Below are 25,040 nucleotides of genomic sequence, written 5' to 3' on the forward strand. Positions count from 1 at the left end.
AAGTTAAGAATCTAGCGCAAAACTCTAGCTTTCGTTTATTTTTCCATATTTGATATTTTTTGTTTCAGCTCATTTTTGCGGTTTTGAAATTTCCTAAACTTGCCGAAGGTGAGAGCATTCAAGATTCTGTATCGTTTGAGTTTGGCTTTGTAGATAGGGAGGTAAGAATATTCTTTGATTGTAAGGGAGAGCTTGTGTGTGATATGATCGTGCAAGATTATTTCATACAAGGGGCAAAGCCTTGCATATCGCCAAAATTCATAGCCGTATGCAATATCTAGCTTATTCCAAGGTTTATAGTGAAGCGTATAAGGGTCTTTAGAGGCTTCTTCATATGCACAGATAAACTCATAATAGGGCGTATTTGCCAAGCGTTCTTTCCATGTGGGAATATCAATCTCTGTGTGCCATATCAGGTGATTCCAATTATGCGGCAAGTATTTGACTTTGTCTTTAAAAATGTAGTTTAGGATGGATTGATCTGAATATAAAGTTTTGATGCCTTTTTGTAAAAGCCCTATCCCTAATTGAAGTAAGTCAAGGTTTACCTCTCGCATCAAGCGGAGATTAAAAAGCATCAAGCCGCTATTAAAATAATCACTCACATTTGAAAGTTGCAAGGTCTCATAGATATAAGCGCGATACATTTCTAGCTCTCTGACTTGGACATTGAGGATTAGACCCACATCTCTTACGGCTGCTACCAAAAAATCCTCCATATTAGTGTGATATAGTTCTGCAATATCTTTGCGAAAGGTAATATCGCAATCCACATAAAGGACTTTTTCAAAAGTTTGAAAGATTTGGGGAATGAAAAGGCGATAGTATGCTTCGATTGTCAAGTAATAGTTGAGAGTAAATAAACTCGTGTCGTATGAAGCAAGTTTGGGTTTGATGTCGATAAAATAAATGCTTAGATTTGTATTTTGCATTGAGTGCAGGGCTAATTTGGTAGATTCTGTAATATCTGTCTCTAGGACGAAAATATCATAATGATATATCGGATTGATATGTTCTTTAATGGATTGGACAGCGACACTTAAATATTTGGCATAATTTTCATCGCTTGCAAAGATGATAGGGATATGATTAACGCGAGCAAGTTTTCCTAATTCATCAAGATTTAAGATTGTGTTGTGTTGTGTTGTGTTGTGTTGTGTTGTGTTGTGTTGTGTTGTGTTGTGTTGTGTTGTGTCATTATAATCTCCAAAAGATATATTATAGCAGAAAGCGACTAAGGATAGAATAAAACAAAACGAGAGAAGTAAATTTAAAAGATGAGCATTTATTCAAAGGGATTGTAGAATCCCTTTGAACTTTTAATTATGATTTCGCGTCTTCAACGATATTAATAATCGTATTTGCCACGCGGCGAGCAGTTTTGTCCAAAAACTCTGCAGGAGAAGTAAAGCCAACGCATGAGCAGTTGATTTCGCCCAAGACATATTTGTCTTTACCATTTGCATCAGTATCAAGGATAAAGTCTGCAGTCCAAATAAGTGGCAAGTCATAATTGCCAAGCTTGCTCTTAATCTCGGGCAAGTTGCTAAGGAAATATCCCACAAGCTCGCTCCATTGCTCGGGTTTGTCATAGCGATATTTCGCACCGCTAAAGAGTGTTGCAGAAAACGCGTCTGCGCCCTCGGCAGGTTTTTTATGCACAACATAAATAGGGTCTTTATAAAGCATAAGGATTCGAATCTCACCTTCTTTAATGCGGGGCAAGAATGTCATATCGACAAGCATTCCATTGTCGCCCTTGAGGTATTTTTCGCAAAAATCCATAAACTCGCCGAGTTTGCGCTCTTCAACATGGTTATCAACCGCTTCGGTGCAGCGAATCTCCGCATCAAGAGGCAATTCACTCACGCCTTTATATTTATTTGGGTCTTTGATTTGCACACGCCAAATCCCTTCACCAGTGCTACCGCGATTTTGTTTCAAAACACGCTCACCTTTTGCAAGGGTTTTGGGGAAGTTTTTCTTAAAGTCATGCTCGCCGCCTGCTTCCCATTTGACGCCGATTCTTTGTGCTTCTGCGGGGTCATAATATGCCAAAGTATCAGTTGGGACAAGCTCGGTATTGCGCAATTTGGTAAGCGCGTCTTTTGCACCATAGCCAATCATCGCATCAGGGTGTGGCATACCAATCACGCCATCAGCGCAAAGTTTGCGCAATACATCAAAATAGAGTTTTTCCTCTTTAAGGTTACCCGGATTCACACGCGAAACATACGCGTCTGCACCCTTTTTGACATATTCGTAAATCTCGTTTTTCTTCGCGTCATCACGCAAAATCTCATCGGTAAAAAACACGACTTCTGCTGTCCAGCCAAGCTTTTTAAGGTAATCCATCATTGGCACGGTGTCTTTTCTATGCCCGTCTTTACCTTTGTCGCTTCCGCCCACTGCCTCAAAAAACACAACATGTTTTTTCATAACAAACCTCCTATTAAATTTGAAATTCCCTTAAATCATAATCTTTATTTTTTAAAAGCAAAATAAATTTTTACATAATCCTTTAAGATTTGTATGATAAATTAGCTTTTTACTCAATTTTGCAGATTCTAAAAATATTAAAATTTATTTTTGTAACTCATGCAAATATCAAAGGAGAATCTGGCATATTTTATTGATTTGTCAGCGTTTCTTTTTATGTTTTACGATATATTTAATTTAATAAAATTTAATCTTGAATAAATACTACAATTAAGGAACGCACGATGAAAACTAGCAATTTATCAAGCTTCATTTTTAAAGCAATCTGTGGCTTAAGCTTGATGTTTTCTCTGACACAAGCCCAAACTCCAAAAGTCTATCAAGCCCAAGAAATCCCCGAAGTTGATGAAAAACTGATTGAAAATCTCTTGCCGCGTTTGATTCATGGATTCCAATGTGAGCAAATGAGGTCTATCTCGCATTTTGACCCAAGTGTGCTTTGGGTGAAAGATAATGATAAGATTGATGCACAAAAAGTTTCTAAAAAGATACATTATATCCGTTTTGCAGGGAAGATACTTAATGGCGGCATATTAGATTCTAAATTTCAAGCCTTTATCAGCCCCGATAGAGAGTTTATGTATTTTTTAAAGGCTAGTGATTTGGTGGTGCAAAATATTTGCGATAAGCAGCAATTTGCCTTGAGCAATTATGATAAAGAAAGCGATGCGTTTCATCTCAAACTCCGCAACAAACCCGCCAAAGAAGTCGCTATCGTGCTAAATGTGGCAGATTCTATGAAAGACTATGTGCTTGCTTTTAAGGAAATTGCACCTTTTATGGCTAGGCATATTTTCAAAGATGAGCTTGGAGCGGCTTATGCCAAAATCACGCTTGTAAGCTTTAGTTCCTATGATGTCAAGGATTTTGGCGATGTAATTGATGAGCAAGATTTTATAGCAAATGTAAAAACCTTGCAGACCAAAAAAAGCCCGAGCAAAATGGTGAATTATGCGCTTATCCAAGCGATGAGCCACTTTACCAAAGATAATGGCTTGAAAAAGGAAATTTACCTCATCACCGATAGTGCGCAGAGTGATAAATATAATACTGATAGAATGCTCAAACTCACAAAGAATCTCAATGATAATATCGTTTATAACAGCAAAGGTTCTAAGGATAATTGGGTGAAGATTCACACTTTTTCTTTGAAGCAAAATGCGACATTTTTGCGTGATTTAGCCAAAGAAACAGGCGGGGATTTTTATGCACCTAATGGCATTTATGAGTTTAAAAAGGCACTTTTAAAGCTTAGCAATGATGGCAAAGATGTCGATCCTTCTGAAATGAAAAGCGAGATTATCCCTAGTAAAACACATAAAATCTATGACCCGGATAATCCCGATGATACTATAAAATGATAAGGATTGGATTTAATGAGAAAATATCAGTCAAGATTTTTTTGATTCTTTTAATAAACTTATAGATTCTTAATCAAGCACAAGATAGGATTCTTGGCTTAAACAAAAGGAAGATTGTGAAAAACGCACTCATCGCACAAAATGACGATTCAACTATCATTACGCAATATCGCTTCACCCCCAAAGATTCTAAACCCTACCAAAGTGAGGCAGATTTGGAAAGATTCTTGCTCAAAGAGTTAGAATCTCAAGGCTATGAGCGGCTATATATTGAGGACATCAAAGATTTAGAGATAAACCTTAAATCCCAGCTTGAAAGGCTAAATAGTATCAATTTCACGCCCACAGAATGGGACAGATTCTACAAAACACATTTCACAAATGATAACCTTAAAATCCAAGACAAAACCAAAATCCTCCAAACCGACAACGAGACCCTAACACTCATAAGAGATTCTAACAATTACGCGGGGGGGGGGGGGGCAAAAAATCTCCGCTTAATTGACAGAAACACCCCGCTTAACAATCACCCCCAAGTCCTCTCCCAGCTCACCAACAACGAAGGCAAATCCAAAAATCGCTATGATGTAACGATTCTTGTTAATGGCTTGCCCCTCGTGCATATAGAGCTTAAAAGACGCGGTATAGAGCTAAAAGAAGCTTTTAACCAAATCCGCCGATACCAAAATGAAAGCTTTAGCGCGGCAAATAGGCTTTTTGAATTTGTGCAGATTTTTATTATCAGCAATGGCACTTATAGCAGGTATTACAGCAATTCCAAGCGCGAGATAAAGAGCCTTAATGATGATTATGCCTTTACGATGAGTTTTAGCGATAGTCAAAACAACAAAATCGAGGATTTAGAGGACTTTACCAAGACTTTTTTAGCCAAACGCACACTTTTAAATATCCTTACTAAATACTGCGTGTTTAACACCAATCAAGAGCTTTTGATTATGCGTCCTTATCAAATCTGCGCGTGTGAGAAAATCATTGATAAGATTCGCATCGCACACACTTACAAACTCTATGGCAGCACGCAAGGCGGGGGTTACATCTGGCACAGCACAGGCAGTGGCAAAACCTTGACTTCTTTTAAAACCGCGCTTCTAGCGACACAATTTGACTTTATTGACAAAGTGCTTTTTGTCGTGGATAGGAAAGACTTAGACTACCAAACCCAAAAAGAATACGACCGCTTTGAAAAGGACGCCGCCAATGCCACGCGCGATACGAGAGAGCTACAAAGACGCCTAGAGGACAAAAGCAGCAAGATTCTTATCACCACGATTCAAAAACTCTCAAACTTCATCAAAAAATACGAAAATTCCGCTATCTTTCATCAAGAAATCGTCTTTATCTTTGATGAATGCCACAGAAGCCAGTTTGGGGCTATGCACCAAAGTATTATTAAGAAGTTTAAAAAATACTACATCTTTGGATTCACCGGCACGCCGATTTTCCCCGAAAATGCCGCGACTTATGGCGTGGATAAACAAAGCGGCAAAGCAATGCTGCAAACCACGCAAAGCACCTTTGGCGAATGTCTCCACTCTTATACGATTCTAAACGCCATTAGGGATAAAAATGTCCTCCCCTTTAAAGTCAGCTATCACAGCACGACCACACAAAGCAACCCCCAAGAGAAAAAAGTCAAGGCAATCAACACTGAAGAAGCCCTCATGAGTGAGGAGAGAATCCAAAAAGTCGTTGCCTATATCCTAGAGAACTTCAATCGCCACACCAAGAGGCAAAACGCCCACGCCTTGCAAAATCAACGCCTAAAGGGATTTAATGCGATTTTTGCGACTTCAAGCGTGGAAGCAGCGAAGCGGTATTATGCGGAGTTTATGCGACAAATCAAAGCGGACATTTGTCATTCTAAGCCCTCTTTAGAGGGTGGAGAATCTTTAAACCAATCACAGGATAGTGCAAATCAAGACAGAGAATCTCTCAAAATCGGCATTATCTATTCCTACGAGCCAAACGAAGATTTGGACGAGTTAGATGAGCTAGAAGACCCATGCAGCGACAAGCGAAGTGCCAAAGAGTTTTTAAGGAGTGCGATAAAGAATTATAACACCCACTTTAAAAGCAACTTTTCTTTAGAATCTTTTGACAGCTATTACAAAGACATCTCCCAAAAAGTCAAGCAAAAAGAGCTAGATTTGCTTATCGTGGTGAATATGTTCCTCACCGGCTTTGATTCTAAAACCATTAATACGCTTTATGTGGATAAAAACCTCAAGCATCATTCCTTGCTCCAAGCCTACTCCCGCACGAATAGAATCTTAAACGCCCAAAAGGCTTATGGCAATATCATTTGCTTCCGCGACTTAGAAGCGGCGACTAATGAGAGCCTAAAAATGTTTGGTGATGAGAGAGCCTCTAGTATCGTGCTATTAGAAAAGTTTGAAGTGTATTTCCAAGACTATTGCCACAAGATAAGTGCATTTCAAGCGCGTTTTAGCTCCGCACAAATCGCCACTTTAGATATGCAATCCAAAAAGGATTTTATCAACGCCTTTAGCGAGATTCTAAAGCTTAAAAATATCCTAGATATTTTTGATGAGTTTGGCAGCGCGCCTAAGCCTATCAGCGATTTTGAGCTACAAGACTACCAAAGCCACTATTTGGAGCTGCACAGGGAGTTTAAAACCCACGAGGAAAAGGAAAGTATCCTTGATAATGTCCGCTTTGAAGTCGAGCTTATCGCAGAAAACGACATTACCGCAGATTATATCCTGCATTTACTGCACAGCTATCACCAAGACCAGCGCGACACGCTTAAAGTCCAGATTCTTAAATCCATCGCCGCAAGTCCCGCATTAAGAGATAAAGCCAAGCTTATTGAGGAGTTTTTAAACCGCATTGACAGAAAGCATGAGCGCACCGACTTTCAAGGGCTATTTAACACCTATATGCGCGAGTGTAGCCAAAAGGAGCTAGAGGCAATCATCGCAGAGTTTTGCCTAGATGCACAAAAGACCCAAGACTACCTAGACCAAGCCTTTAGGCTTAATTTCTTCCAAGACAAAGGCGAAGTGTATGACTTATTGCCCAAAGTCAATATTTTCGCCCCAAGTGCGCAATCCACGCATAAAAGAGCAGAGGCGATACTCTCTTTAAAAGCATTTTTTGAAAAGTATCGGGAATTTTTGCGCACACACAAGGAGGGATTATGAGAATAGCCCCCTTTTGCGAGATTTTAGGGGCTTTACTCCGAAGAATCTCACCAATACAGAATCTAAGATTCTAGAACCAAACAAGGAGAAACTAATGAATAAAATCCAAAAACTACTACAAGAGCTTTGCCCCAATGGGGTGGAGTATAAACCGCTTTGGCAAATAACATTTTGGGATAAAAAGTTTAAAGAAGTCCCTAAACAATGGCAAGAAAAAACAACTAAATTTAAGCATATTTCCGCAGAAAAATTAAAATCTCTTATTGTAGATAATGGGGCAATAAGATTACTATCCACAGGAAAACTTGAAGCCTACACGACAGAGAATCTAGCACAAGATTATTTAAATAAAGGCGAAGTTATCTCTATCCCTTCTGGTGGCTCGGCAAACATAAAATATCACAACGGATTTTTTGTAGATAGTGGCAATATTTTAGCAATTATGAGAGACGAAAATATCATTATTGCAAAATTTCTTTATTATTATTTATTATCAAAAAATCGTATTATCCAAAGTTTTTTTCGCGGTTCGGGCGTTGCCCACCCTGATATGAAAGCTATTCTTTCTATCCAAATCCCCCTACCACCCCTAGCGATTCAAAACGAAATCGTGAGAATCCTAGACGCCTTTACAGAATTAGAGACAGAATTAGAGACAGAATTAGAGACAGAATTGAGTGCGCGCCGCAAACAATACGAGTATTACAGAAATAAGCTTTTAAGCAAAGCAGAGTTAGAGAGACGCGCCCTTTATCATTGTCATTTTGAGTGGCAAAGCCCGAGCGAAGAATCTCTTAAAAAATCAAGTAAAAATGTTTCAGGCATTCGCCCTCAACTTGATAAAATCCCTAGCAGTGAAGTATATCTTCACTGCGATAAAAAACAATCGCACGATAGTGCCAACCTTGAAGGCGTGTTAAGGCGGGGGATATATAAGGGGGAGGGGCGACTTCAAGCCCCACCCCCTTATAAAGAAGAATATCCAAATAACCTTGTCAAAATGGTGAGTTTGGGAGAGATTGCTACCTGTATAGTGGGCGGGACTCCTAGAACAACAGAAAAGAAATATTGGGAAAATGGCACTATATCATGGATGAGCTCTGGAGAAGTCAATTTCAAAAAAATTAGCAAGACAGAAAAGAAAATCACTCAAGCAGGTTACGAATCCTCTAACACAAAAATTTTGCCTAAAAATACGGTGGTAGTAGCATTGGCTGGACAAGGGAAAACAAGGGGGCTTGTAGCTATCACAGAAATAGAATTATGCACCAATCAATCTTTATGCGGGATTATTGTTGGTAAGAGCGTAATTAGCAAATACCTTTATTATTACTTAGCCAATTGTTATAAAAAATTAAGGGATATTTCTAATCTTGATGGCAATCGTGGAGGGCTTACTTTGCCAATGATAAAGAACTTCCAAATCCCCCTCCCGCCCCTAGCAGTGCAAGAAGAGATTGTGAGTATTTTAGATAAGTTTGATACACTCGTCAATGACTTAAGCAGTGGAATCCCCGCCGAGATTGCAGCAAGAAAAAAGCAATATGAATATTACAGAGCGCAGTTACTAAGCTTTGAGGAGGTGTAAAATGCTTAAAAATGGATATTTTTGCCATTCGCAAGGCAACGCCATAAGAATCCCACAAATGCAGAATCTAAGATTCTAAAACCAAACAAGGAGAAACAATGAAAAGCACAGGACAAAAAGAAGAACTTTTTAAGACCTTATGGAAAATCGCCAATGAATTGCGCAATAAAGTCGATGGCTGGGACTTTAAAAATTATGTTTTGGGGTTTTTGTTTTATTACTTCATCAGTGAGAATCTCAAAAGCCATATCCAAGAAGCCTATGGGCAAGACTATGAAGCTTTAAGTGATGAAGAGGCAGCAAATGGCAGGGAAGAGATTATCAAAAGAAAAGGGTTTTTTATCCCGCCTAGCGCGCTTTTCTCCAATGTGCTAAAGAATGCGGATTTGGAGAATCTAAATCAAAACCTTACAAAGATTTTCAAAGACATTGAAGAAAGTAGCAGAAATCACAGCAGTTTCAAGCAGTTTGAGGGGCTTTTTAGTGATGTGGATTTGTATTCGAATAAACTGAATACTTCTAAAGATAGCAAATCTAATGTCGAGCGTAACAAAAGAATCCTAAAAATTATGCAAAGTATTGCGGATTCTGGATTAGACTATAAGGAAAGCGAGATTGATATTTTTGGCGATGCGTATGAATATCTCATCGGTATGTATGCAAGTAGTGCGGGTAAAAGTGGCGGGGAGTTTTTCACTCCGCAAGAAGTGGGCAGACTTTTAGCTGAGCTTACGCTGTGCAATAATATCAAGCCTAACAAAGTCTATGACCCTGCTTGTGGGAGTGGCTCATTGCTTTTGCAATATAAAAGAATCTTGCAGCAAGACCCCAAACAAGGCTACTTCGGGCAGGAAATAAATCCCACAAGCTACAATCTCGCGCGTATGAATATGCTACTGCATAATGTGAATTACACGCATTTTGACATTGCCTTTGGCGATACGCTTATCGCTCCTAATGACGACCATAAAGCCGCCGAGCCTTTTGATGCGATAGTGAGCAATCCACCTTTTAGCACAAAATGGGAGGGCAAGAGCAACGCGCTTTTAATCAATGATGAACGTTTCGCAAGAGCAGGAGTTTTAGCTCCAGAATCTAATGCGGATTTTGCCTTTGTGATGCACTCTTTGGCTTGGCTAAGCGAAAAGGGAAGTGCGGCAATTGTGTGTTTCCCGGGCATAATGTATCGAAGCGGGGCGGAGCGGGATATAAGAAAGTATCTCATAGAGGGGAATTTCGTAGATTGCGTGATGGCTCTTGCTCCTAATATGTTTTTTGGCAAAGTAACCATAGCGGTTAATATCCTTGTGTTGCGCAAAAACAAAAGCGATGACAAGGTGCTATTTATCAACGCGGGAGAAGAGTTCGTCAAAGTCGGCACGAAAAACAAACTCGCCCCTAAGCATATCGCGCGTATCATAGAATCCTACAAGGCGCGAGGCGATGAGCAATACTTCAGTGCGCTAATCCCTAAAGAGCAAATCGCAAACAACGACTACAACCTAAGCGTATCTAGCTATGTGGAGACAAAAGACACGCGAGAGAAAATAGACATCACCGCGCTTAATGCGGAGATTGGGCAGATTGTCGCGCGTCAAAGTGCTTTAAGAGTGCAGATTGAGGCAATAGTCACGGAGCTTGAAGCTTAAAACTTATCCTTATGCACCTCAATCAGCCATTTTACCATTTTGGGGTCTTGGTGGTTAAAAAACAAACTTTGCTTATCATCAAGCCCCGCAATGCTTTGCATATCTGCGTCTGTTAGCGCAAAGTCAAACACCGAAATGTTTTCAATCATTCGCTCTTTGCGCGTGGTTTTGGGGATTGCGATAATGCCTCTTTGAATCTGCCACCGCAAAATCACCTGCGCAACGCTCTTGCCATATTTTTTGCCAATCTGTTCAAGCGTGGGGTTGCTAAACATATTATTACGTCCCTCGCCAAAAGGCGCCCATGATTGCATCGCTACACCATATTCTTGCAACACCTTTTGTGCCTCAAACTGCGCGTGCAAGGGGTTGCATTCAATCTGATTGAGTGCGGGTTTAATCTCATTATTCAGATAAAAATCCACAAGTCTATCGGGGTAGAAATTGCTCACGCCAAGTGCTTTGATTCTGCCTTCTTTATAGAATCTGCTCATCGCGCGCCACGCGCCATAGGTGTCGCCAAAGGGTTGGTGCAACAGCAGCAAATCCAAGTAATCCACTTGCAATTTTTTAAGGCTCTCTTCAATTGACTTTAGGGCTTTGCTTTCTTCAAAATTATTAATCCATACTTTGGTGGTGATAAATAGCTCCTCGCGTTTGACGCCACCATTTGTCGCGGCTTTTATCGCCGCGCCGACTGCTTCTTCGTTGAAATACGCCTGTGCGGTGTCGATGCTTCTGTATCCTACGCTAATCGCGTCTTCTACGCACTTTTGCGTGTCTTTTGGCTCAATCTGATACACGCCATAGCCTAAGATTGGCATTTTCACGCCATTATTGAATGTTACAAATTCCATTGTTACTCCTTTTGTGTTGGTTGGTTTTTGAGAATCCGCGCTGTTTGTCGCGGTGCTTTGGGTGGTGGCTTTGCTCTCTTGCGAATCGCAACCTTGCAATCCAAAGATAGTAGAAACGCTCGCTAACCCTCCTGCAATGCCCAAAATCGCGCTGTTTTTGAGAATCTTGCGCCTGTGTTTGTCCATAGTTCTCCTTTGCGTAAAATCACAATGGGCATTATAAAGCATTCCACTAGGTGTTTGTCAAGGGGTTTGGGCGAGGATTCTAAAAGTTTGTTTGGGCTAGGGGGCGTTTGGGGCTTGAATGGGCTTTGTGCAGGGTGGTTGCGTTAAATTTTTTTGAAAAGATTTGTATGAGAACCCAAGCGCGCACAAGAAAGGAGCAAAATATCCTCTATTTTTTATAAATTAAAAGCAAATCTGGTTCAATATGGCATTCTCTGAAGCCTTGATATTCACCTTTTAATGCGTGATCATTATATTTTTTGTCTAAAACTTCATTATTAGCTAAAGATTGGATAAGAGTATCTATTGCTTTAGCCTTTCTAAGTTTAGCAAATTTCTTATATTCTTTTTTAAAGGCAGAGGTGAAATCAACCCTATACATCTAAAATTGCCCTTTTTGCTTCTTCCCAATTCTCATAAGGCTTTTTTTGAAACAATTTGATTTGCTCTGCTATCATATCGCTTTCTTTCATTGCTTTAAGGGTTGTTTTGTTTGGCACTTCTTGCACCTTTTTTACACCCTTTAAAAGGCTAATCGCATTGATAATTTGCTCTTTATTTTTATCGCTAATTTCAATTTCTATCGTCATTCGCACTCCTTTTGGATTCTTATGATTATAGCATATTTTGCCTATCGTTTAGAATCTACGTGCTGCGGCTTGATTGTAAGTCATAGTGCTAGAAAAATTCTTTGATGATTAATTGAGTAGAGATAATAAAACACAGACAAATCACAAAGGGTTTAATAATCTTTGCGCCATGTTTGAGTGCAAGCTTTGCCCCATTCCTCGCTCCAATCGCCTGCCCAACGCACATTATAATTCCCAAAACCCACAAAACATTCCCACTAAGCACAAAAAACAATGTCGAGGCAATATTGATACTAAAAACTATCCAACGCGAAGACGCTAACGCTTTGCTAAGCCCATAGCCCCCAACGCTCACAAGCATCGTGAGAACGAGCGTGCCGATTCCCACACCCAAAAACCCACCATAAAAACTCGCACCCGCGCAAGTGCCATAGAGCAGGGCTTTGTGCGGTGTTGTCGCTCTGTCGGTGTCGCTGATGTTGCGCGAGAGCAAGAAATACGCACCAATGGCAATCATCACAAAAGGCAAGATTTTTGAGAGAATCGCGACTTCTACAACCTGCACGCTAAGCGCACCAATGCTTGCAAACACGACCGCGATGCCGATACATACAGCGTTTGTGCGCATATCGACCAAGCCCTGTGCATAATAATGCGCCGCACCAGTAAATGAGCCAACACACGCTTGGAGCTTGTTTGTCGCCAACGCGGCGAGGGGGTTGATGCCGCTTAAAAGCAAGAGCGGCATGGTGATCATTCCCGCCCCGCCCGAGAGCGAGCCAACAACCCCGCCAAAGATTGACGCAAAAAACAAGACGAGATACCAATAAAGTGCGATATTTTCAAAGCTTGGTGTGGTGATGAGCTCGAGCATTGTGTCTCCTTAGTGCAATAGATGATAAGGCATACTTTATCAACTATTTTGACAACATTATCTATAAAATGCGTAAATGAGTGTGTCAAAGCACGCGTGGCTTTCTTTTTGATTTAAGTGTTTTGTTGCTAATATTTTGTCAGTCAAATTAATCAAGTAGGGGGATTATAAAATGCAAGAATTGAGGGTATTATTCCTAGAGTTTCAAGAGCGTTGGAATTTGGAGAGAGTCAAAAATATGACTTTGGAGGAATACACAGGAATCGGTGGAGAAACAAGAGATGATTTTACTTATTGGATTGAATACAAATTAGATTTACTAAATAAATATGATAGAAATCCTACTAAATTTGGAATTTGGAAAAACAATAATGAAGAAAAGCAGACAAATAGAGCTTCGTATAATGGGGATTATGGTTGGTTCAACTCCTTGAAAGAAAAAACTCCACAACAAGCTTTTGAAAAAATGAAATCTTATATTGTAAGACTAATCAGACTTAGTCAGGGCAATCATCTTGATGAAATTGACGAAATAGTCAATATAGAGAAACTGATAGGAGATGTGTGTGCATGGAAAATTGCTTTTTGTTATCAAAACATTAACGATATGAGAATCCTATGTATTTTTAGTAAAAATATACTGCAAAACATTGCTAAAGGTGAAAGTCTTGGTGAAAATCTTAGCACAGCACAAATTTATAAAAAACTTTTAGGTGATAAAACCTATACACTTGAAATGATGATAGATGAAAAATTTACTCCCCTTTGGAAAAAATATAATAATCAGAAGCAAAAAATGCAAGAGTCAAATAATAGCAGTCAAAACAACCTACAAGATTCTAAGAAAAATCAAATCCCGCTTAATCAAATCCTCTATGGACCTCCGGGGACAGGAAAGACATATCAAACGATAGATAGGGCGTTGGAGATTCTGCTCGAATATGGAGAAATAGAATCTATTCCTGAAAGTCGTAAGGAGAAAAAGAAAAAATTTGATGAATATAAAGCTAATGGGCAGATTGAATTTATCACCTTTCACCAAAGCTTTTCGTATGAGGAGTTTGTCGAGGGGATAAAGCCTAAAATAGATGAAAGCTCACAAAAGATGACTTATAAAGTGCGAAATGGAATCTTTAAAAAGATTTGTGAGAAAGCAGAAAATAATCTTGAAACATCACAAAAGGCAAATACAAATCATGAACCTATTTTGATAGACTATAATAAAACATTATGGAAAGCCTACACTACTCCTGGAGGGAAAGATTATTTTAAGGAATGTTATGAAAATGGGTATCTTTGGCTTTATGAACAATGGGGAGGAAAAGAGATTCAGTCTAAAGTTTCAGAGGACGATTATCTCATTATCCCCATAGCAAAACATGGGAAATCGAAAAGAATTAGGGCTTTTGGTATATTTGGAGATTTCCTTAAGCAAGAGAATGGCAAATTATATCGTAAAGTCAAATGGCTTTGGAGAGACACAAGCCCCGAGCAAGATGGTGTATTGATTCCAGAAACAAACTTTGCGCGCAAGACTTTTCGGCAAGTTAATAAAGGTAGATATGAGGTTTTAAATTGTGTGCAGTCAATGATAACACCAGAAGAATATAAACCATTAAACCCCTATATCCTCATCATTGATGAAATCAATCGGGGAAATATTTCTAAGATTTTTGGTGAGTTAATAACACTCATTGAGCCAAGCAAAAGAATCGGCGAAAACGAGGCATTAGAAGTTACTTTGCCATATAGTCAAGAAAGCTTTGGTGTGCCAAACAACCTCTATATCATCGGCACAATGAATACTGCTGATAGAAGTATCGCTCTATTAGATACCGCATTGCGTAGGAGGTTTGAGTTTGTTGAAATGATGCCAGATTGTGAAGCATTAAAAAATATTTGGCTAGTGAATAAAAAAGGTGAAGAGGATTCTAGTATAGAAGAATGGAATAGCGAAGAATCACAAGTGCTTTACCAAATCTTAAAGTTTATCAATCATCGCATTGAATTTTTGCTTGATAGAGAACACACCATAGGACACGCATTTTTCTTTGAAAAAGCAAAATTCTATGAAAACGAGAGATGCTTTTGGTATGAACTTTCTTTAAAAGATTTACAAGCGGTATTTGCCAAAAAAATCATTCCGCTTTTGCAAGAATATTTCTATGAGGATTATGCCAAGATTGATGCGGTGCTTAATGGGAATGGAATGATTAAAGTAGATAAGGAAATAACTTTTAGTAAGCTATTTAATTCCAAGTTTAACGATTGTGATAATGAAAAAAGTGTTTATCAAATCACAGATTCTAGCGAATGGGGTATAAAAAATTTTCAAAAGATTTATGATGATAGTATCAAGATAGATGATGAAAACTAACAATACCCTTTGTATCGCCGAGTGGCAGAGTTTTGGTGCCAATGAGATAGAGCAAGTTTGCGGTGATAAAAAGAAAGCCCAAAAAATCTTTGATGAGCTTGTAGAGTTTGCTCATCAAGAGGGCAATCATTGCTTTTTGAAGTTTAAAAACTCTAAAACCCTTGTTGCTCAAAACTATGTCGGGCTGATTCAAGCCAAAAGTGGTTTTTGCCTTGAGATTTTGCCAAAAACCTTTAGAACAGCACAAGAAAGTCAAGGCTTTAATGAGGCTAAAAACACGCAAGAGGCAATCAATACAGCCAAAAATATTCTCATAGAAATGCTAAAATCTCTAAAAGATTCTCCCTTTGAAGAAAGCCATGTTGCTCATCTTAAAGCCCAAAAGCTCCCTTTGCTTGAAATCTTTATTCTAATATTTCTCAATGATCTTGAAAATCTGATTAAAAATGGGCTAAAAAGTGATTATATGGTGCAAGAAGAGAATCGCAAGTTTCTCAAAGGTAAGTTGTTGTTTAATGAAAACCTCAAATACAATTTTGCGCACAAAGAGAGATTTTTTACTTCAAGCGATGAGTTTAGCCAAAATATCGCGCCCAATCGTATCATTAGAAGCACTTTAGAATTTTTAAGCAAGCAAAATCTAAGCAGCAAGACAACTCGCAAACTTGCCCAAGCTCGCTTTATTTTTGCCGACATTCCACCGAGTGCCAATATCGATAAAGATTTGAGCCAATGCCAAAATATGAGAAGTTTTAAGCATTATAGACTTTTGCTGCAGTGGTGTGAAATCTTTTTGAGGCGCAAAAGTTTTAGTGTGTATAATGGAGACTCTCAAGCCTTTGCTTTGCTCGTTGATATGAATGTGCTATTTGAAAGCTTTGTGGCAAGTGAGATGAAAAAATGGTGTAGTGATGAAAATTTTAGAGCAAAAAATTCACAATATCAGGAAGTAAAAAATATCTTTATCAAAACGCAAGAAAAATCTAAATTTTTAGCCGAAAAAGAGGATAAAAATATTTTCCAACTAAAGCCTGATATTGTAGGCTATGAAAAAGATTCAGAAGAGGTTCTTTTTATCGCTGATACCAAATGGAAAATTTTAAGCACACAAGATAGAAACTATGGAATCTCACAGAGTGATATGTATCAAATGTTTGCCTATCTTGCAAAATACCAATGCAATCAAGGATTTTTGATTTATCCAAAAATAGGGTTTGTAGAAAATAGGGAGTTTATCTTTAAGCCCGAGAGTGCAAAAGGTGTAAAGCTTAAGATTTGTTTCTTTGATATTGAAGTATAAGTCAAGCTTATTTAATCACATATTTTTCTCAATAATTTTAGATTCTGTGTGAGGCTTAAAGCTTTAGCATCTAGGTTCATAGGCTTTAAGTTTGGCTAAAAGCTCCTCTGCATTGCAAAACTCATTCTCTTTTTTCTCATCACTGCCCCATTTTGCTTGGAGATAAGGAATTTTAGCATTACGCGCTGCTCCCTCATCTTTGGCACAATTCCCCACAAACACAGTTTGCTTAAAAGGTGCAGATTCTAAAATCTTATAAATCATCATCGGGCTGGGTTTGGATTCTATGCTTGGGTTCGTGCCGATGATACTATCAAAATATTCCGCGATATTGTGTCTTACTAAAATAGGTTGAAGCCCATCGTGTGGGGCATTAGAAGCGAGGGCTAAGAAGTAGTTTTTTGCCTTGCAAGAGGCAAGCATTTCGCACACCCCTTTAAACAATACTGCTTGCTCATAATGCTTTTTAAAATATGCTTCAAAGCCGACTTTATAACTTCTGTGCGGGAAATTCTCTATTTCATAAAAGATTTTTGCACAATCCACACCGGGCGTGTGAATCGCGTGCTGGATAGTAGATTTGGAAAGTGGAGGGAGATGTCTATCATGGCGAATCTCTGCAATGGCTGCACAAATAGAATCCTCGCTATCTAGCAGTGTCCCGTCCATATCAAAAATAACATTTAGCATTGTAGCTCCTTTGGCGCGTTTATCGTTGGATTTGGTGGTTTATGGCATTATAGACTAAATGGGGTAAGAAATGACTGATTGTTGTTATCTTAACTTGTCATTTTATCTCATCTTTATTCTAAAAGCTTTAGAGGAAGAAGCGTTTTAAGCTCTTGTTTCTTAAGTTTTTTATAAAATTGCCGAATGAGTTTAAAAATTAAAATAAAAGGAGTGGGGAAATGGCAGCTGAAATGTATATTAATAAACAGAGTGTGCGCAATTTTTTATCAAGTGGAAAAAATTTTTTGATACCAGAATATCAAAGACCCTATAGTTGGAAAGAAGAACAATGTGAAACATTGTGGAATGATATTGTAGAGTTTTTCCAAGAAACTCAAGATACTAAAAACAACAATTTAAGTGATGAGTATTTTTTAGGAAGCATTGTTGGATTCATTAATGACAACAATAGGAATGTTTTTGAAGTTATTGATGGGCAACAGCGAATCACGACTTTAAGCTTATTATTCCGAGCTTTTTACAAAGTAACAGGTGATCTTCAATATCAAAAAGAACAGACTAAGGGCTATACAAAAGTTTTCGGCAAGTGCCTTTGGTTTTATGATGATGGAACAGAAGAGCTTATTTATTCTGAATCTTATTTGCAAAGCAAAGTTATCTTAGATTCCGATTTGGAGGATTTGAAGATAATCTTAAGCAAGGAGTGTGATTTAGGAGATAACAACAAATCATTATATGCTAAAAATTTTAGATTCTTTTGTGAAAAATTAGAAATTTTTTTAGGGAAACTTGATGAGCGAAAGGAGTTTTATGAAACAATGCTCAATAAAATTGTAATTTTACCCATAGAATGCAAAAATGAAGAAAATGCTATGCGTATTTTTACAACGCTTAATGATAGAGGATTGCCACTCGCTGATTCTGATATTATAAAAGGTAAAATTTATGCCCAAAAAGAAAAGAATGAAAAACAAAAGAAGGAATTCGCTACTGCTTGGAAATCCTTAGAAGCAAAGCTTATTGATAAAGAAACAAAAGAGCAGCTTTTTGATATGAATTTTTTATTTATACAATATACACATATTACACGGGCAAGAAAGAAAGATTCTAGTAAAGAGATTGGTTTAAGAAAATTCTATACAGAAAAATATAGGGAAGTTTTAAGGCAAGAAAACTTATTAAAAGAGCTTGACGAGATTGCTTCTTTTTGGCTTGGAGATTTTAATGATAAAATAAGCCAACAAGCAATGCAAATGTTTGAGGTTTTAGAATGCTATCCCAATGAATATTGGAAATATTTAGTGAGTGCATATTACTTCTATTGCAAAGATGCCCAAAAAGATTTTTTTGACGATAAAACTCTTTTGCCATTTTTGAAAAAATCAATAACCATGTTATTGGTTGGCTTTATTGATAAACCAACCGTAAATGCCATTAAAGAGTTTGTTTTTAGGGGATACACAAGCATATACGAAAATGGAGAATTAAATTTTAAGGCAAACTCAAAACAAATTCTAGAAAATGAAGATTTGTTTAAGCAACAATTTTTTAAATCTTCCACGCTCATAAAAGCACTCTTAACACTCAATCTTTACTTGAAATATCCAAAGCAAGAAGTAGAGATCTCTGGAGAAATTGAACATATTTTTCCAAAAACCACGAATTGGAGAAAGAGTTATACAGGTTGGGATAAAGAGGAAGCTAAACCATTTATAGAGTCTATTGGAAATAAAATGTGGCTTGAAAAAATACCCAATATTAAAGCAAGTAATGGATATTTTGATGATAAAAAAGAAGAATATAAAAAATCAAGATTCTTAGAAGCGCAAGATTTAGCAAAATCGTCCAAAAATGATTGGCTTAAGGAGGATATAGAAGCAAGAAATGAAGAAATTTATCAACGACTAAAAGAATTTTTTGAAAAAAACTTATAGTTTAAATAAGGATTCCAATGCACCCCTCCCACCTTGCACAGACCAATCAACAAAAAGCTTTTGCGATTATCGAAGAATGCCAAATCAAGCAGGCTTGGCAAAGTATCGGTGCGCAAATTAACCTTATTGGTTCGCTCAAAATGGGTTTGCTCGCCAAACATCGTGATATTGACTTTCATATCTATACACCACAACTGAATATTGCACAAAGTTTTGCCGCTATCGCAAAAATTGCGAGCAATCCTCGCATTACTCATATCGAATATCGCAATCTTTTAGACCAAGAAGATAATTGCCTAGAATGGCACGCGTGGTATCAAGACACGCAAGAATGGCAAATTGATATGATTCATATCGTGCAAGGCAGCAAATATGCAGGATATTTTGAAAAACAAGCAGAAAAAATCCTTGCAATCATGAGCGCAGAACAAAAAGAGACGATTCTTAAACTCAAATATGAAATACCTGATGAAACACATATTGCAGGAATAGAAATTTATCAAGCAGTAATAGAGGGAAATGTAAAAACTCTTAAAGAACTCTTACAATGGAGGGCAAATCACCCACAACAGGGAATTATCGAATGGATACCCTAAAAACTTTAGAATCTCATTTCTGAAACAAATAGGCTATAATGCCAAAATACAAAATCTTATAAAAAGCACACAAAAATAAGTGTTCCAAATTTGAAGGATATAAAAGGCAAAACAAACAATGGCAACAACACAAAATCTAGCAAAAACCCTCTTCAAATCCGCCGACAAACTCCGCAAAAACATAGACGCAGCAGAATACAAGCATATCGTGCTTGGGCTGGTGTTTTTGAAATATATTAGTGATAGTTTTCAAGTTATCTTTGACATCGTGCAAAATGAGGGTGGAGACACAGAAGATAGAGACGAATACCATGCGCATAATGCGTTTTTTGTCCCGCCAAAATCGCGGTGGGATTATATTATGAGCCAAGCTAAACAAAGCAATATTGGCATAATTTTAGATAAAGCAATGCAAGAAATTGAACAAGAAAATGCAAGCCTCAAAGGCGTTTTGCCCAAAGTCTATGCCAAAGAAAATCTTGATTCTATCGCACTTGGTGGGTTGATTGATTTACTCTCAAACCAATCCTTGCAGGGTGATAGTGTCCATAATAACGACATTTTGGGGCATATCTTTGAATATTTTTTGGGTGAGTTTGCACTAAGTGAGGGCAAAAAAGGCGGGCAATTCTACACGCCAAAGAGTGTCGTAGAACTGCTTGTCGCGTGCTTAGAACCCTACAAAGGGCGCGTGTTTGACCCATGTTGTGGCAGCGGGGGAATGTTTGTGCAAAGTGAAGCTTTTGTGCAAAGTCATCAAGGCAAGATTGATGATATTTCAATCTATGGACAAGAGAGCAACCAAACCACTTGGCGACTTGCAAAGATGAATCTCGCCATTCGGCAGATTGATTCTTCACAGGTTGAATGGAATAGCGAGGGAAGTTTTCTTAATGACGCACATAAAGACTTAAAAGCCGATTTTATTATCGCTAATCCGCCTTTTAATGACTCTGATTATGGCGGTGAGTTGCTAGAAAATGACGGGCGTTGGAAGTTTGGAATACCACCAAGCGGAAATGCTAATTATGCGTGGATTCAGCATTTTATCTACCACCTCGCCCCACAAGGCAGAGCTGGGTTTGTGCTTGCCAAAGGCTCGCTAACAAGCAACACAAGCAGCGAAGGGCAGATTCGCAAAAATCTTATTGAATCTAATTTAATAGAATGTATTATCAATCTCCCTGCAAAGCTTTTCTTAAATACCCAAATCCCCGCGTGTTTGTGGTTTATTAGACGCGGCAAGAGCCACACAAACACACTTTTTATAGACGCACGCAATTGTGGGCAACTCATCAACCGCAAAAACAGAATCTTGCGCCAAGAAGATATAGAAACTATCGCGGAAACTTACCATAAATGGCAAAAGAATGCGGGATATGAAGACATCAAGGGATTTTGCAAAAGTGCAAGCATTGAAGAGATTGCAAAGCTTGGGTTTGTCCTCACGCCCGGACGCTATGTGGGCTTGGCTGAAGATGAGCAAGATTTTGACTTTGAAAGCGAGTTTTCGCGGCTCAAAGTCGAGCTTGAAAAGCAGATTGCAGAGGAGCAGATTTTGAGTGAGAAAATCTTGCAAAACCTAGCATTGCTGGGCGGTGAACAAAAATAACCTTTTGTGCTATAATGCACTACAAAATCATACAATCACATACAAAAGGACACAAAATGACTTCAGTTGTGCAGTTTAGAATGGATAGCAACGACAAAGAAGTGCTAGAAGTAATGCTTAAGGATATGGGGCTAGACCTTGGCACAGCCTTTAGAATATTTGCCTACAAGGTGCTAAAAACCGGCGAGATTCCCTTTAGCCTTAGTAGTAGCATTGACCCCGATACGATTTGGACACAAGAAGATGAAAAAGCTTACAAAAAGGCATTAAAAGACCTAGAGAGGGGCGAGACGATAAGCCACGAAGAGCTAAAAAAGAAGCTTGGATTATGAGCGGTATTTTAGAATACAGCAAAGAGGTAGAAAAGTTTTTGCTCAAACACCGCGATTTAGCCCCTAAAATCCTTATAACAACACTCAAGATACTAGAAAGCTTCAAGGCTATGAAAACCACTATCGATTAAGGGTTGGCAAATATAGAATCTTCTATGAAACAAGAGAAGATAAGATTCTAATCATCTATGCTTATAAGGCAGATTCTCGCGGGGGGATTTATAAATAATAGATTTGCGATTGGGTAAAAATGGAATCCATAAGGAGATAAAAAAGAAATTCAGAGTAGCCTCTCACTGAAGAGTTCCCCGCACTTTCGGCAGGTTAGCCCTCTGAACTGCTAGAATTGTAGTATAATTATCTTAATGCAAGTTTTAAAAATCGTGGGGAAATATAAAAAATGATAATTTGGATTCTAAAATGCAAATGGCGGTAAAGCACCGCCGTGAATGAGCTAGAATTATACCATAAATAATGATTTAATCAAGCAAAAGCAATAAATAAACATAATGGAGCGTGATAATGGAATCTCTTTTACAATCCCAAAAGGAAAGCAATGGGTCAAAGCTTTAGCGTGAATTTCTTCGAATCGCTCCATAAAGAGGAATGGAGGGAAGTAAGGTTGGGGGAGATATGTTTAAAGGTTGATTACGGCTATACAGCAAGTGCTATTGCACAGAATACAGGAACTAAATTTTTACGAATTACGGATATTGTTCCTTCTCAAATTGATTGGAATGCTGTTCCATATTGTAATATAGATTCTAAAAGTTTAGAGAAATACTTGTTAAAAGTTGGTGATATTGTTATCGCAAGGACGGGTGCAACTGCTGGATACAATAAATATATAAAGACCAAAACTCAATGTATTTTTGCTTCATACTTGATAAGATTTAGAGCAAATCCCAATATAGCCAATCCTCATTTTATTAGTTATTGTCTGCAAGATAGAGGGTGGATTGAATTTGTAAATGGTGCATTAGGTGGTTCAGCACAGCCAAATATTAATGCAAAACAAATGTCTGATTTTACCTTTAAGCTCCCACCCCTTCCAATCCAAAACCAAATCGCAGAGATTCTAAGTAGCTTTGATGATAAAATTGACTTACTCCACCGCCAAAACCAAACCTTAGAATCCCTCGCCCTCACTCTCGTCCGCCATCATTTTATAGAGAATCCCAACCGCAATGAATGGAAAATAGGCAAATTGGGGGATTATGGAAAAATAGTTTGTGGTAAAACTCCCTCAAAAATGAAAAAGGAATATTTTAATGGCGGGATACCCTTTGTCAAAATTCCTGATATGCACAATAAAACTTTTGTTTTTAAGACAACCGATAGCTTAACGCAAAAGGGATTACAATCTCAACACACTAAAACATTGCCACCCTTAAGTATTTGTGTTAGCTGCATAGCTACTGTTGGTGTAGTTTCTATGAATGCTTTTGAATCTCAAACCAATCAACAGATTAATTCTATTATTCCTGCTCAAGAATATTATAGATACTTTCTGTATTGTTTCATGAAAGAATCTTATAATGAATTGCAAGCTATGGCAAGTGGTGGAACAGCAACTGCAAATCTTAATACAACAGATTTTTCAAATATGCCAATTTTATGTCCCGATGATATGGAGTTGCAAAAATTTCATTCTTTAGTGAGTGTTTATTTTGATAAAATCTACAACAACTCAAAACAAATCCAATCTTTAGAGCAAATGCGGGATTTGGTTTTATCAAAAATTTTTAATGAAAAAATGGAGGAGTGAAATGAAAAATATGCTAGAATTAAAAATTTATTCTTTCAAGGAGTAATCTTGGAAACGATTTCAAATTATTCTGACATTATTGGGATAATATTAACTATCTTTGGTATTCTGCTAACAATATATTTTGAAACGAGAAAGAATGAAAATAAAAAATCCTCAATTGATTCCCAACATCACCAAACCCAACACAACCAATTAACAACAACTACAAATAACATTTCTAATCAAGTGAATATTATCCAACAAAATAATACTGCACCCAATGTAAAGGATAATAAATCTTTCACATTCGCAATCAATAAAGAGACTTTAAAAAATATTGCTATTTTTATAGCAGGGATTATTTGTGGCTATTTAGCATATAGGGCTTACAGACGCTTAGCTTTAGAGAACTCGCAGGATTGCATTAAAAACTAAAGATTGAGGAAAGGCAAAAAATGAGAAATAGAAAGTTAAAATCTATTTCTAGTGAATTGTTAAAAAAATCCAAAGAATCTGCATTGGCAGCGGTTCAAATCTTTAATAATCCAAATATGCTTTTTAAATCTGAAAGTTTTATAGTTTTAATCATTATTGCTTGGACATATTTGCTGCATTCTTATTATAAATCTAAAAAAGTAGATTATAGATATTGTGAAGCTAGAAACAAAAGAAAGAAATTTCATAAAACAAAAAATGGAAATTATAAATATTGGGAGCTAGAAAGATGTTTGAAAGACGAGAATAGTCCAATAGACAATAATACAAGTAATAACTTAAAATTTCTTATAGGGTTAAGACACGAAATAGAGCACCAAATGACAACCAAAATAGATGATTTGTTAAGTGCTAGATTTCAGGCTTGCTGTTTGAATTACAATGATTATCTTAAGAAATTATTTAATGATAAGGGAATAGATAAATATTTGTCTTTTAGTATTCAATTTTCAAGTATTACAGAGGAACAAAAAGATTTATTGCAGGATTCCACTTTACCCAAAAATATTTTAAATTATATACAAACCTTTGATGATAGTTTATCTGATGATGAGTTTAATAGTCCTAAATTCTCTTATAGGATTTTGTTTATACCTAAATCAGTAAATCATAGGGGACAGGCTGATAAAGTGATAGAATTTATAAAAAGCGATTCTCAATTAGCGCAAGAAATTAATCAAAGCTATGCCAAATCTTACGCCTTTGTTAAAGAAACAGAAAAAGAAAAGTTTTTACCAAAACATATTGTAGAATTAATGAAAGACAAAGGCTATACAAATTTTTCAATACACAAGCATACAGATTTATGGAGAAGTAAAAAAGCGAAAGAATCAAACCTCCATTATGGAGTAAATGTAGAGGGGAAATGGTATTGGTATAAAAAATGGGTTGATGAAGTCGAAAGATATTGTCAGGAACATAAAGACGAATTAATTTAAAACCATTATATTTAATATAATTTTCACTATGATGTTTTAATATCCATAAAAAGGAAAAATAATGCCCACCAACCCCCTCAATGAAAAAGCCCTAGAATCCCTCTAAGTAAAACTAATTAATCTATGTTTAAAAAAATATTTTATATAATGTTTGCGTTTCTTGTAGGATTTATCCTGCAACCCCTTGC

General features: G+C 37.4%; 21 protein-coding genes. 14 read left to right on the top strand and 7 right to left on the bottom strand.

Annotated features, from left to right (window positions below; all coding sequences use genetic code 11):
- Positions 1–35 precede the first annotated feature (35 nt).
- Both LS68_RS05145 and LS68_RS05150 read right to left on the bottom strand, forming a co-directional pair.
- Positions 36–1,289 (bottom strand): glycosyltransferase family 8 protein, encoded by a 1,254-nt coding sequence (locus LS68_RS05145; protein WP_199741487.1) that lies wholly within the window; start codon positions 1,287–1,289, stop codon positions 36–38.
- Between the two features lie 34 nt (positions 1,290–1,323).
- The gene (locus LS68_RS05150; RefSeq protein ID WP_034374197.1) at positions 1,324–2,439 is read right to left on the bottom strand and encodes a Cj0069 family protein; all 1,116 of its coding nucleotides are present in this window, start codon (positions 2,437–2,439) and stop codon (positions 1,324–1,326) included.
- Between the two features lie 284 nt (positions 2,440–2,723).
- Here LS68_RS05150 and LS68_RS05155 point away from each other — a divergent pair, with 284 nt between their 5' ends.
- The 4 genes from LS68_RS05155 to LS68_RS05170 all read left to right on the top strand — a co-directional run bounded on the left by LS68_RS05155 (position 2,724) and on the right by LS68_RS05170 (position 10,282).
- Positions 2,724–3,860 (top strand): hypothetical protein, encoded by a 1,137-nt coding sequence (locus LS68_RS05155; protein ID WP_034374194.1) that lies wholly within the window; start codon positions 2,724–2,726, stop codon positions 3,858–3,860.
- 116 nt (positions 3,861–3,976) lie between these two features.
- Positions 3,977–7,045: a type I restriction endonuclease subunit R gene (locus LS68_RS05160; protein WP_138091162.1), complete on the top strand. Its 3,069-nt coding sequence runs from the start codon at positions 3,977–3,979 to the stop codon at positions 7,043–7,045.
- 94 nt (positions 7,046–7,139) lie between these two features.
- Positions 7,140–8,633, top strand: coding sequence for a restriction endonuclease subunit S (locus LS68_RS05165; RefSeq protein ID WP_138091165.1), 1,494 nt, complete (start codon positions 7,140–7,142; stop codon positions 8,631–8,633).
- 98 nt (positions 8,634–8,731) lie between these two features.
- Entirely contained in the window at positions 8,732–10,282 is a 1,551-nt protein-coding gene (locus LS68_RS05170; protein ID WP_034374183.1) for a type I restriction-modification system subunit M, read from the top strand.
- Here LS68_RS05170 and LS68_RS05175 read toward each other — a convergent pair.
- The 4 genes from LS68_RS05175 to LS68_RS05190 all read right to left on the bottom strand — a co-directional run bounded on the left by LS68_RS05175 (position 10,279) and on the right by LS68_RS05190 (position 12,828).
- Complete coding sequence (locus tag LS68_RS05175) at positions 10,279–11,139, bottom strand: aldo/keto reductase (RefSeq protein WP_034372660.1); 861 nt, start codon at positions 11,137–11,139, stop codon at positions 10,279–10,281. The genes LS68_RS05170 and LS68_RS05175 overlap by 4 nt on opposite strands.
- Before the next feature lie 394 nt (positions 11,140–11,533).
- Positions 11,534–11,746, bottom strand: a complete 213-nt coding sequence (locus LS68_RS05180; RefSeq protein WP_347232419.1) for a type II toxin-antitoxin system YafQ family toxin — start codon at positions 11,744–11,746, stop codon at positions 11,534–11,536.
- Positions 11,739–11,954, bottom strand: coding sequence for a hypothetical protein (locus LS68_RS05185; RefSeq protein ID WP_034371906.1), 216 nt, complete (start codon positions 11,952–11,954; stop codon positions 11,739–11,741). The genes LS68_RS05180 and LS68_RS05185 overlap by 8 nt, the downstream gene beginning before the upstream one ends.
- An 88-nt stretch (positions 11,955–12,042) precedes the next feature.
- The gene (locus LS68_RS05190; RefSeq protein ID WP_138091168.1) at positions 12,043–12,828 is read right to left on the bottom strand and encodes a TSUP family transporter; all 786 of its coding nucleotides are present in this window, start codon (positions 12,826–12,828) and stop codon (positions 12,043–12,045) included.
- A 172-nt stretch (positions 12,829–13,000) separates the two neighbouring features.
- Here LS68_RS05190 and LS68_RS05195 point away from each other — a divergent pair, with 172 nt between their 5' ends.
- Together LS68_RS05195 and LS68_RS05200 are read left to right on the top strand one after the other, a co-directional pair.
- A complete protein-coding gene (locus tag LS68_RS05195; protein WP_034371908.1) occupies positions 13,001–15,205 on the top strand; it encodes an AAA family ATPase in 2,205 nt (734 codons plus the stop codon).
- A complete protein-coding gene (locus LS68_RS05200) occupies positions 15,195–16,505 on the top strand; it encodes an McrC family protein (RefSeq protein WP_052100422.1) in 1,311 nt (436 codons plus the stop codon). The genes LS68_RS05195 and LS68_RS05200 overlap by 11 nt, the downstream gene beginning before the upstream one ends.
- Positions 16,506–16,568: 63 nt before the next feature.
- Here the strand turns inward: LS68_RS05200 and LS68_RS05205 are convergent, their stop codons facing one another.
- Positions 16,569–17,195: an HAD family hydrolase gene (locus LS68_RS05205; RefSeq protein ID WP_034371911.1), complete on the bottom strand. Its 627-nt coding sequence runs from the start codon at positions 17,193–17,195 to the stop codon at positions 16,569–16,571.
- A gap of 218 nt (positions 17,196–17,413) precedes the next feature.
- Between LS68_RS05205 and LS68_RS05210 the strand changes: the two genes are divergently transcribed.
- The 8 genes from LS68_RS05210 to LS68_RS05245 all read left to right on the top strand — a co-directional run bounded on the left by LS68_RS05210 (position 17,414) and on the right by LS68_RS05245 (position 24,852).
- The gene (locus tag LS68_RS05210; RefSeq protein ID WP_034371914.1) at positions 17,414–19,129 is read left to right on the top strand and encodes a DUF262 domain-containing protein; all 1,716 of its coding nucleotides are present in this window, start codon (positions 17,414–17,416) and stop codon (positions 19,127–19,129) included.
- A gap of 17 nt (positions 19,130–19,146) precedes the next feature.
- Entirely contained in the window at positions 19,147–19,725 is a 579-nt protein-coding gene (locus LS68_RS05215; RefSeq protein ID WP_034371917.1) for a hypothetical protein, read from the top strand.
- Between the two features lie 118 nt (positions 19,726–19,843).
- The gene (locus LS68_RS05220; RefSeq protein WP_034371920.1) at positions 19,844–21,337 is read left to right on the top strand and encodes a class I SAM-dependent DNA methyltransferase; all 1,494 of its coding nucleotides are present in this window, start codon (positions 19,844–19,846) and stop codon (positions 21,335–21,337) included.
- Between the two features lie 56 nt (positions 21,338–21,393).
- Positions 21,394–21,669, top strand: a complete 276-nt coding sequence (locus tag LS68_RS05225; RefSeq protein WP_034371922.1) for a type II toxin-antitoxin system RelB/DinJ family antitoxin — start codon at positions 21,394–21,396, stop codon at positions 21,667–21,669.
- Entirely contained in the window at positions 21,666–21,800 is a 135-nt protein-coding gene (locus LS68_RS09910; protein WP_277872304.1) for a hypothetical protein, read from the top strand. Before LS68_RS05225 ends, LS68_RS09910 begins: the two co-directional genes overlap by 4 nt.
- 425 nt (positions 21,801–22,225) lie before the next feature.
- Positions 22,226–23,437 carry a restriction endonuclease subunit S gene (locus LS68_RS05235; protein ID WP_138091170.1) on the top strand — a complete coding sequence of 404 codons (1,212 nt, stop codon included), beginning with the start codon at positions 22,226–22,228 and terminating at the stop codon, positions 23,435–23,437.
- Positions 23,438–23,485: 48 nt separating this feature from the next.
- A complete protein-coding gene (locus tag LS68_RS05240) occupies positions 23,486–23,854 on the top strand; it encodes a hypothetical protein (RefSeq protein WP_034371926.1) in 369 nt (122 codons plus the stop codon).
- A gap of 20 nt (positions 23,855–23,874) precedes the next feature.
- Positions 23,875–24,852 carry a DUF3644 domain-containing protein gene (locus LS68_RS05245; RefSeq protein ID WP_034371929.1) on the top strand — a complete coding sequence of 326 codons (978 nt, stop codon included), beginning with the start codon at positions 23,875–23,877 and terminating at the stop codon, positions 24,850–24,852.
- Positions 24,853–25,040: the final 188 nt, after the last annotated feature.

This window comes from Helicobacter sp. MIT 05-5293, from assembly GCF_000765665.2.
Lineage (GTDB): Bacteria > Campylobacterota > Campylobacteria > Campylobacterales > Helicobacteraceae > Helicobacter_C.

What these genes read in the sequence shown, in the direction of transcription:
- LS68_RS05170 (WP_034374183.1), top strand. Translation starts at nt 8,732, where the DNA reads ATGAAAAGCACAGGACAAAAAGAAGAACTTTTTAAGACCTTATGGAAA.
- LS68_RS05190 (WP_138091168.1), bottom strand. Translation starts at nt 12,828, where the DNA reads ATGCTCGAGCTCATCACCACACCAAGCTTTGAAAATATCGCACTTTAT.
- LS68_RS05205 (WP_034371911.1), bottom strand. Translation starts at nt 17,195, where the DNA reads ATGCTAAATGTTATTTTTGATATGGACGGGACACTGCTAGATAGCGAG.
- LS68_RS05155 (WP_034374194.1), top strand. Translation starts at nt 2,724, where the DNA reads ATGAAAACTAGCAATTTATCAAGCTTCATTTTTAAAGCAATCTGTGGC.
- LS68_RS05210 (WP_034371914.1), top strand. Translation starts at nt 17,414, where the DNA reads ATGGCAGCTGAAATGTATATTAATAAACAGAGTGTGCGCAATTTTTTA.
- LS68_RS05165 (WP_138091165.1), top strand. Translation starts at nt 7,140, where the DNA reads ATGAATAAAATCCAAAAACTACTACAAGAGCTTTGCCCCAATGGGGTG.
- LS68_RS05245 (WP_034371929.1), top strand. Translation starts at nt 23,875, where the DNA reads ATGAGAAATAGAAAGTTAAAATCTATTTCTAGTGAATTGTTAAAAAAA.
- LS68_RS05200 (WP_052100422.1), top strand. Translation starts at nt 15,195, where the DNA reads ATGAAAACTAACAATACCCTTTGTATCGCCGAGTGGCAGAGTTTTGGT.
- LS68_RS05185 (WP_034371906.1), bottom strand. Translation starts at nt 11,954, where the DNA reads ATGACGATAGAAATTGAAATTAGCGATAAAAATAAAGAGCAAATTATC.
- LS68_RS05195 (WP_034371908.1), top strand. Translation starts at nt 13,001, where the DNA reads ATGCAAGAATTGAGGGTATTATTCCTAGAGTTTCAAGAGCGTTGGAAT.
- LS68_RS05215 (WP_034371917.1), top strand. Translation starts at nt 19,147, where the DNA reads ATGCACCCCTCCCACCTTGCACAGACCAATCAACAAAAAGCTTTTGCG.
- LS68_RS05220 (WP_034371920.1), top strand. Translation starts at nt 19,844, where the DNA reads ATGGCAACAACACAAAATCTAGCAAAAACCCTCTTCAAATCCGCCGAC.
- LS68_RS05150 (WP_034374197.1), bottom strand. Translation starts at nt 2,439, where the DNA reads ATGAAAAAACATGTTGTGTTTTTTGAGGCAGTGGGCGGAAGCGACAAA.
- LS68_RS05180 (WP_347232419.1), bottom strand. Translation starts at nt 11,746, where the DNA reads ATGTATAGGGTTGATTTCACCTCTGCCTTTAAAAAAGAATATAAGAAA.
- LS68_RS05175 (WP_034372660.1), bottom strand. Translation starts at nt 11,139, where the DNA reads ATGGAATTTGTAACATTCAATAATGGCGTGAAAATGCCAATCTTAGGC.
- LS68_RS09910 (WP_277872304.1), top strand. Translation starts at nt 21,666, where the DNA reads ATGAGCGGTATTTTAGAATACAGCAAAGAGGTAGAAAAGTTTTTGCTC.
- LS68_RS05225 (WP_034371922.1), top strand. Translation starts at nt 21,394, where the DNA reads ATGACTTCAGTTGTGCAGTTTAGAATGGATAGCAACGACAAAGAAGTG.
- LS68_RS05235 (WP_138091170.1), top strand. Translation starts at nt 22,226, where the DNA reads ATGGGTCAAAGCTTTAGCGTGAATTTCTTCGAATCGCTCCATAAAGAG.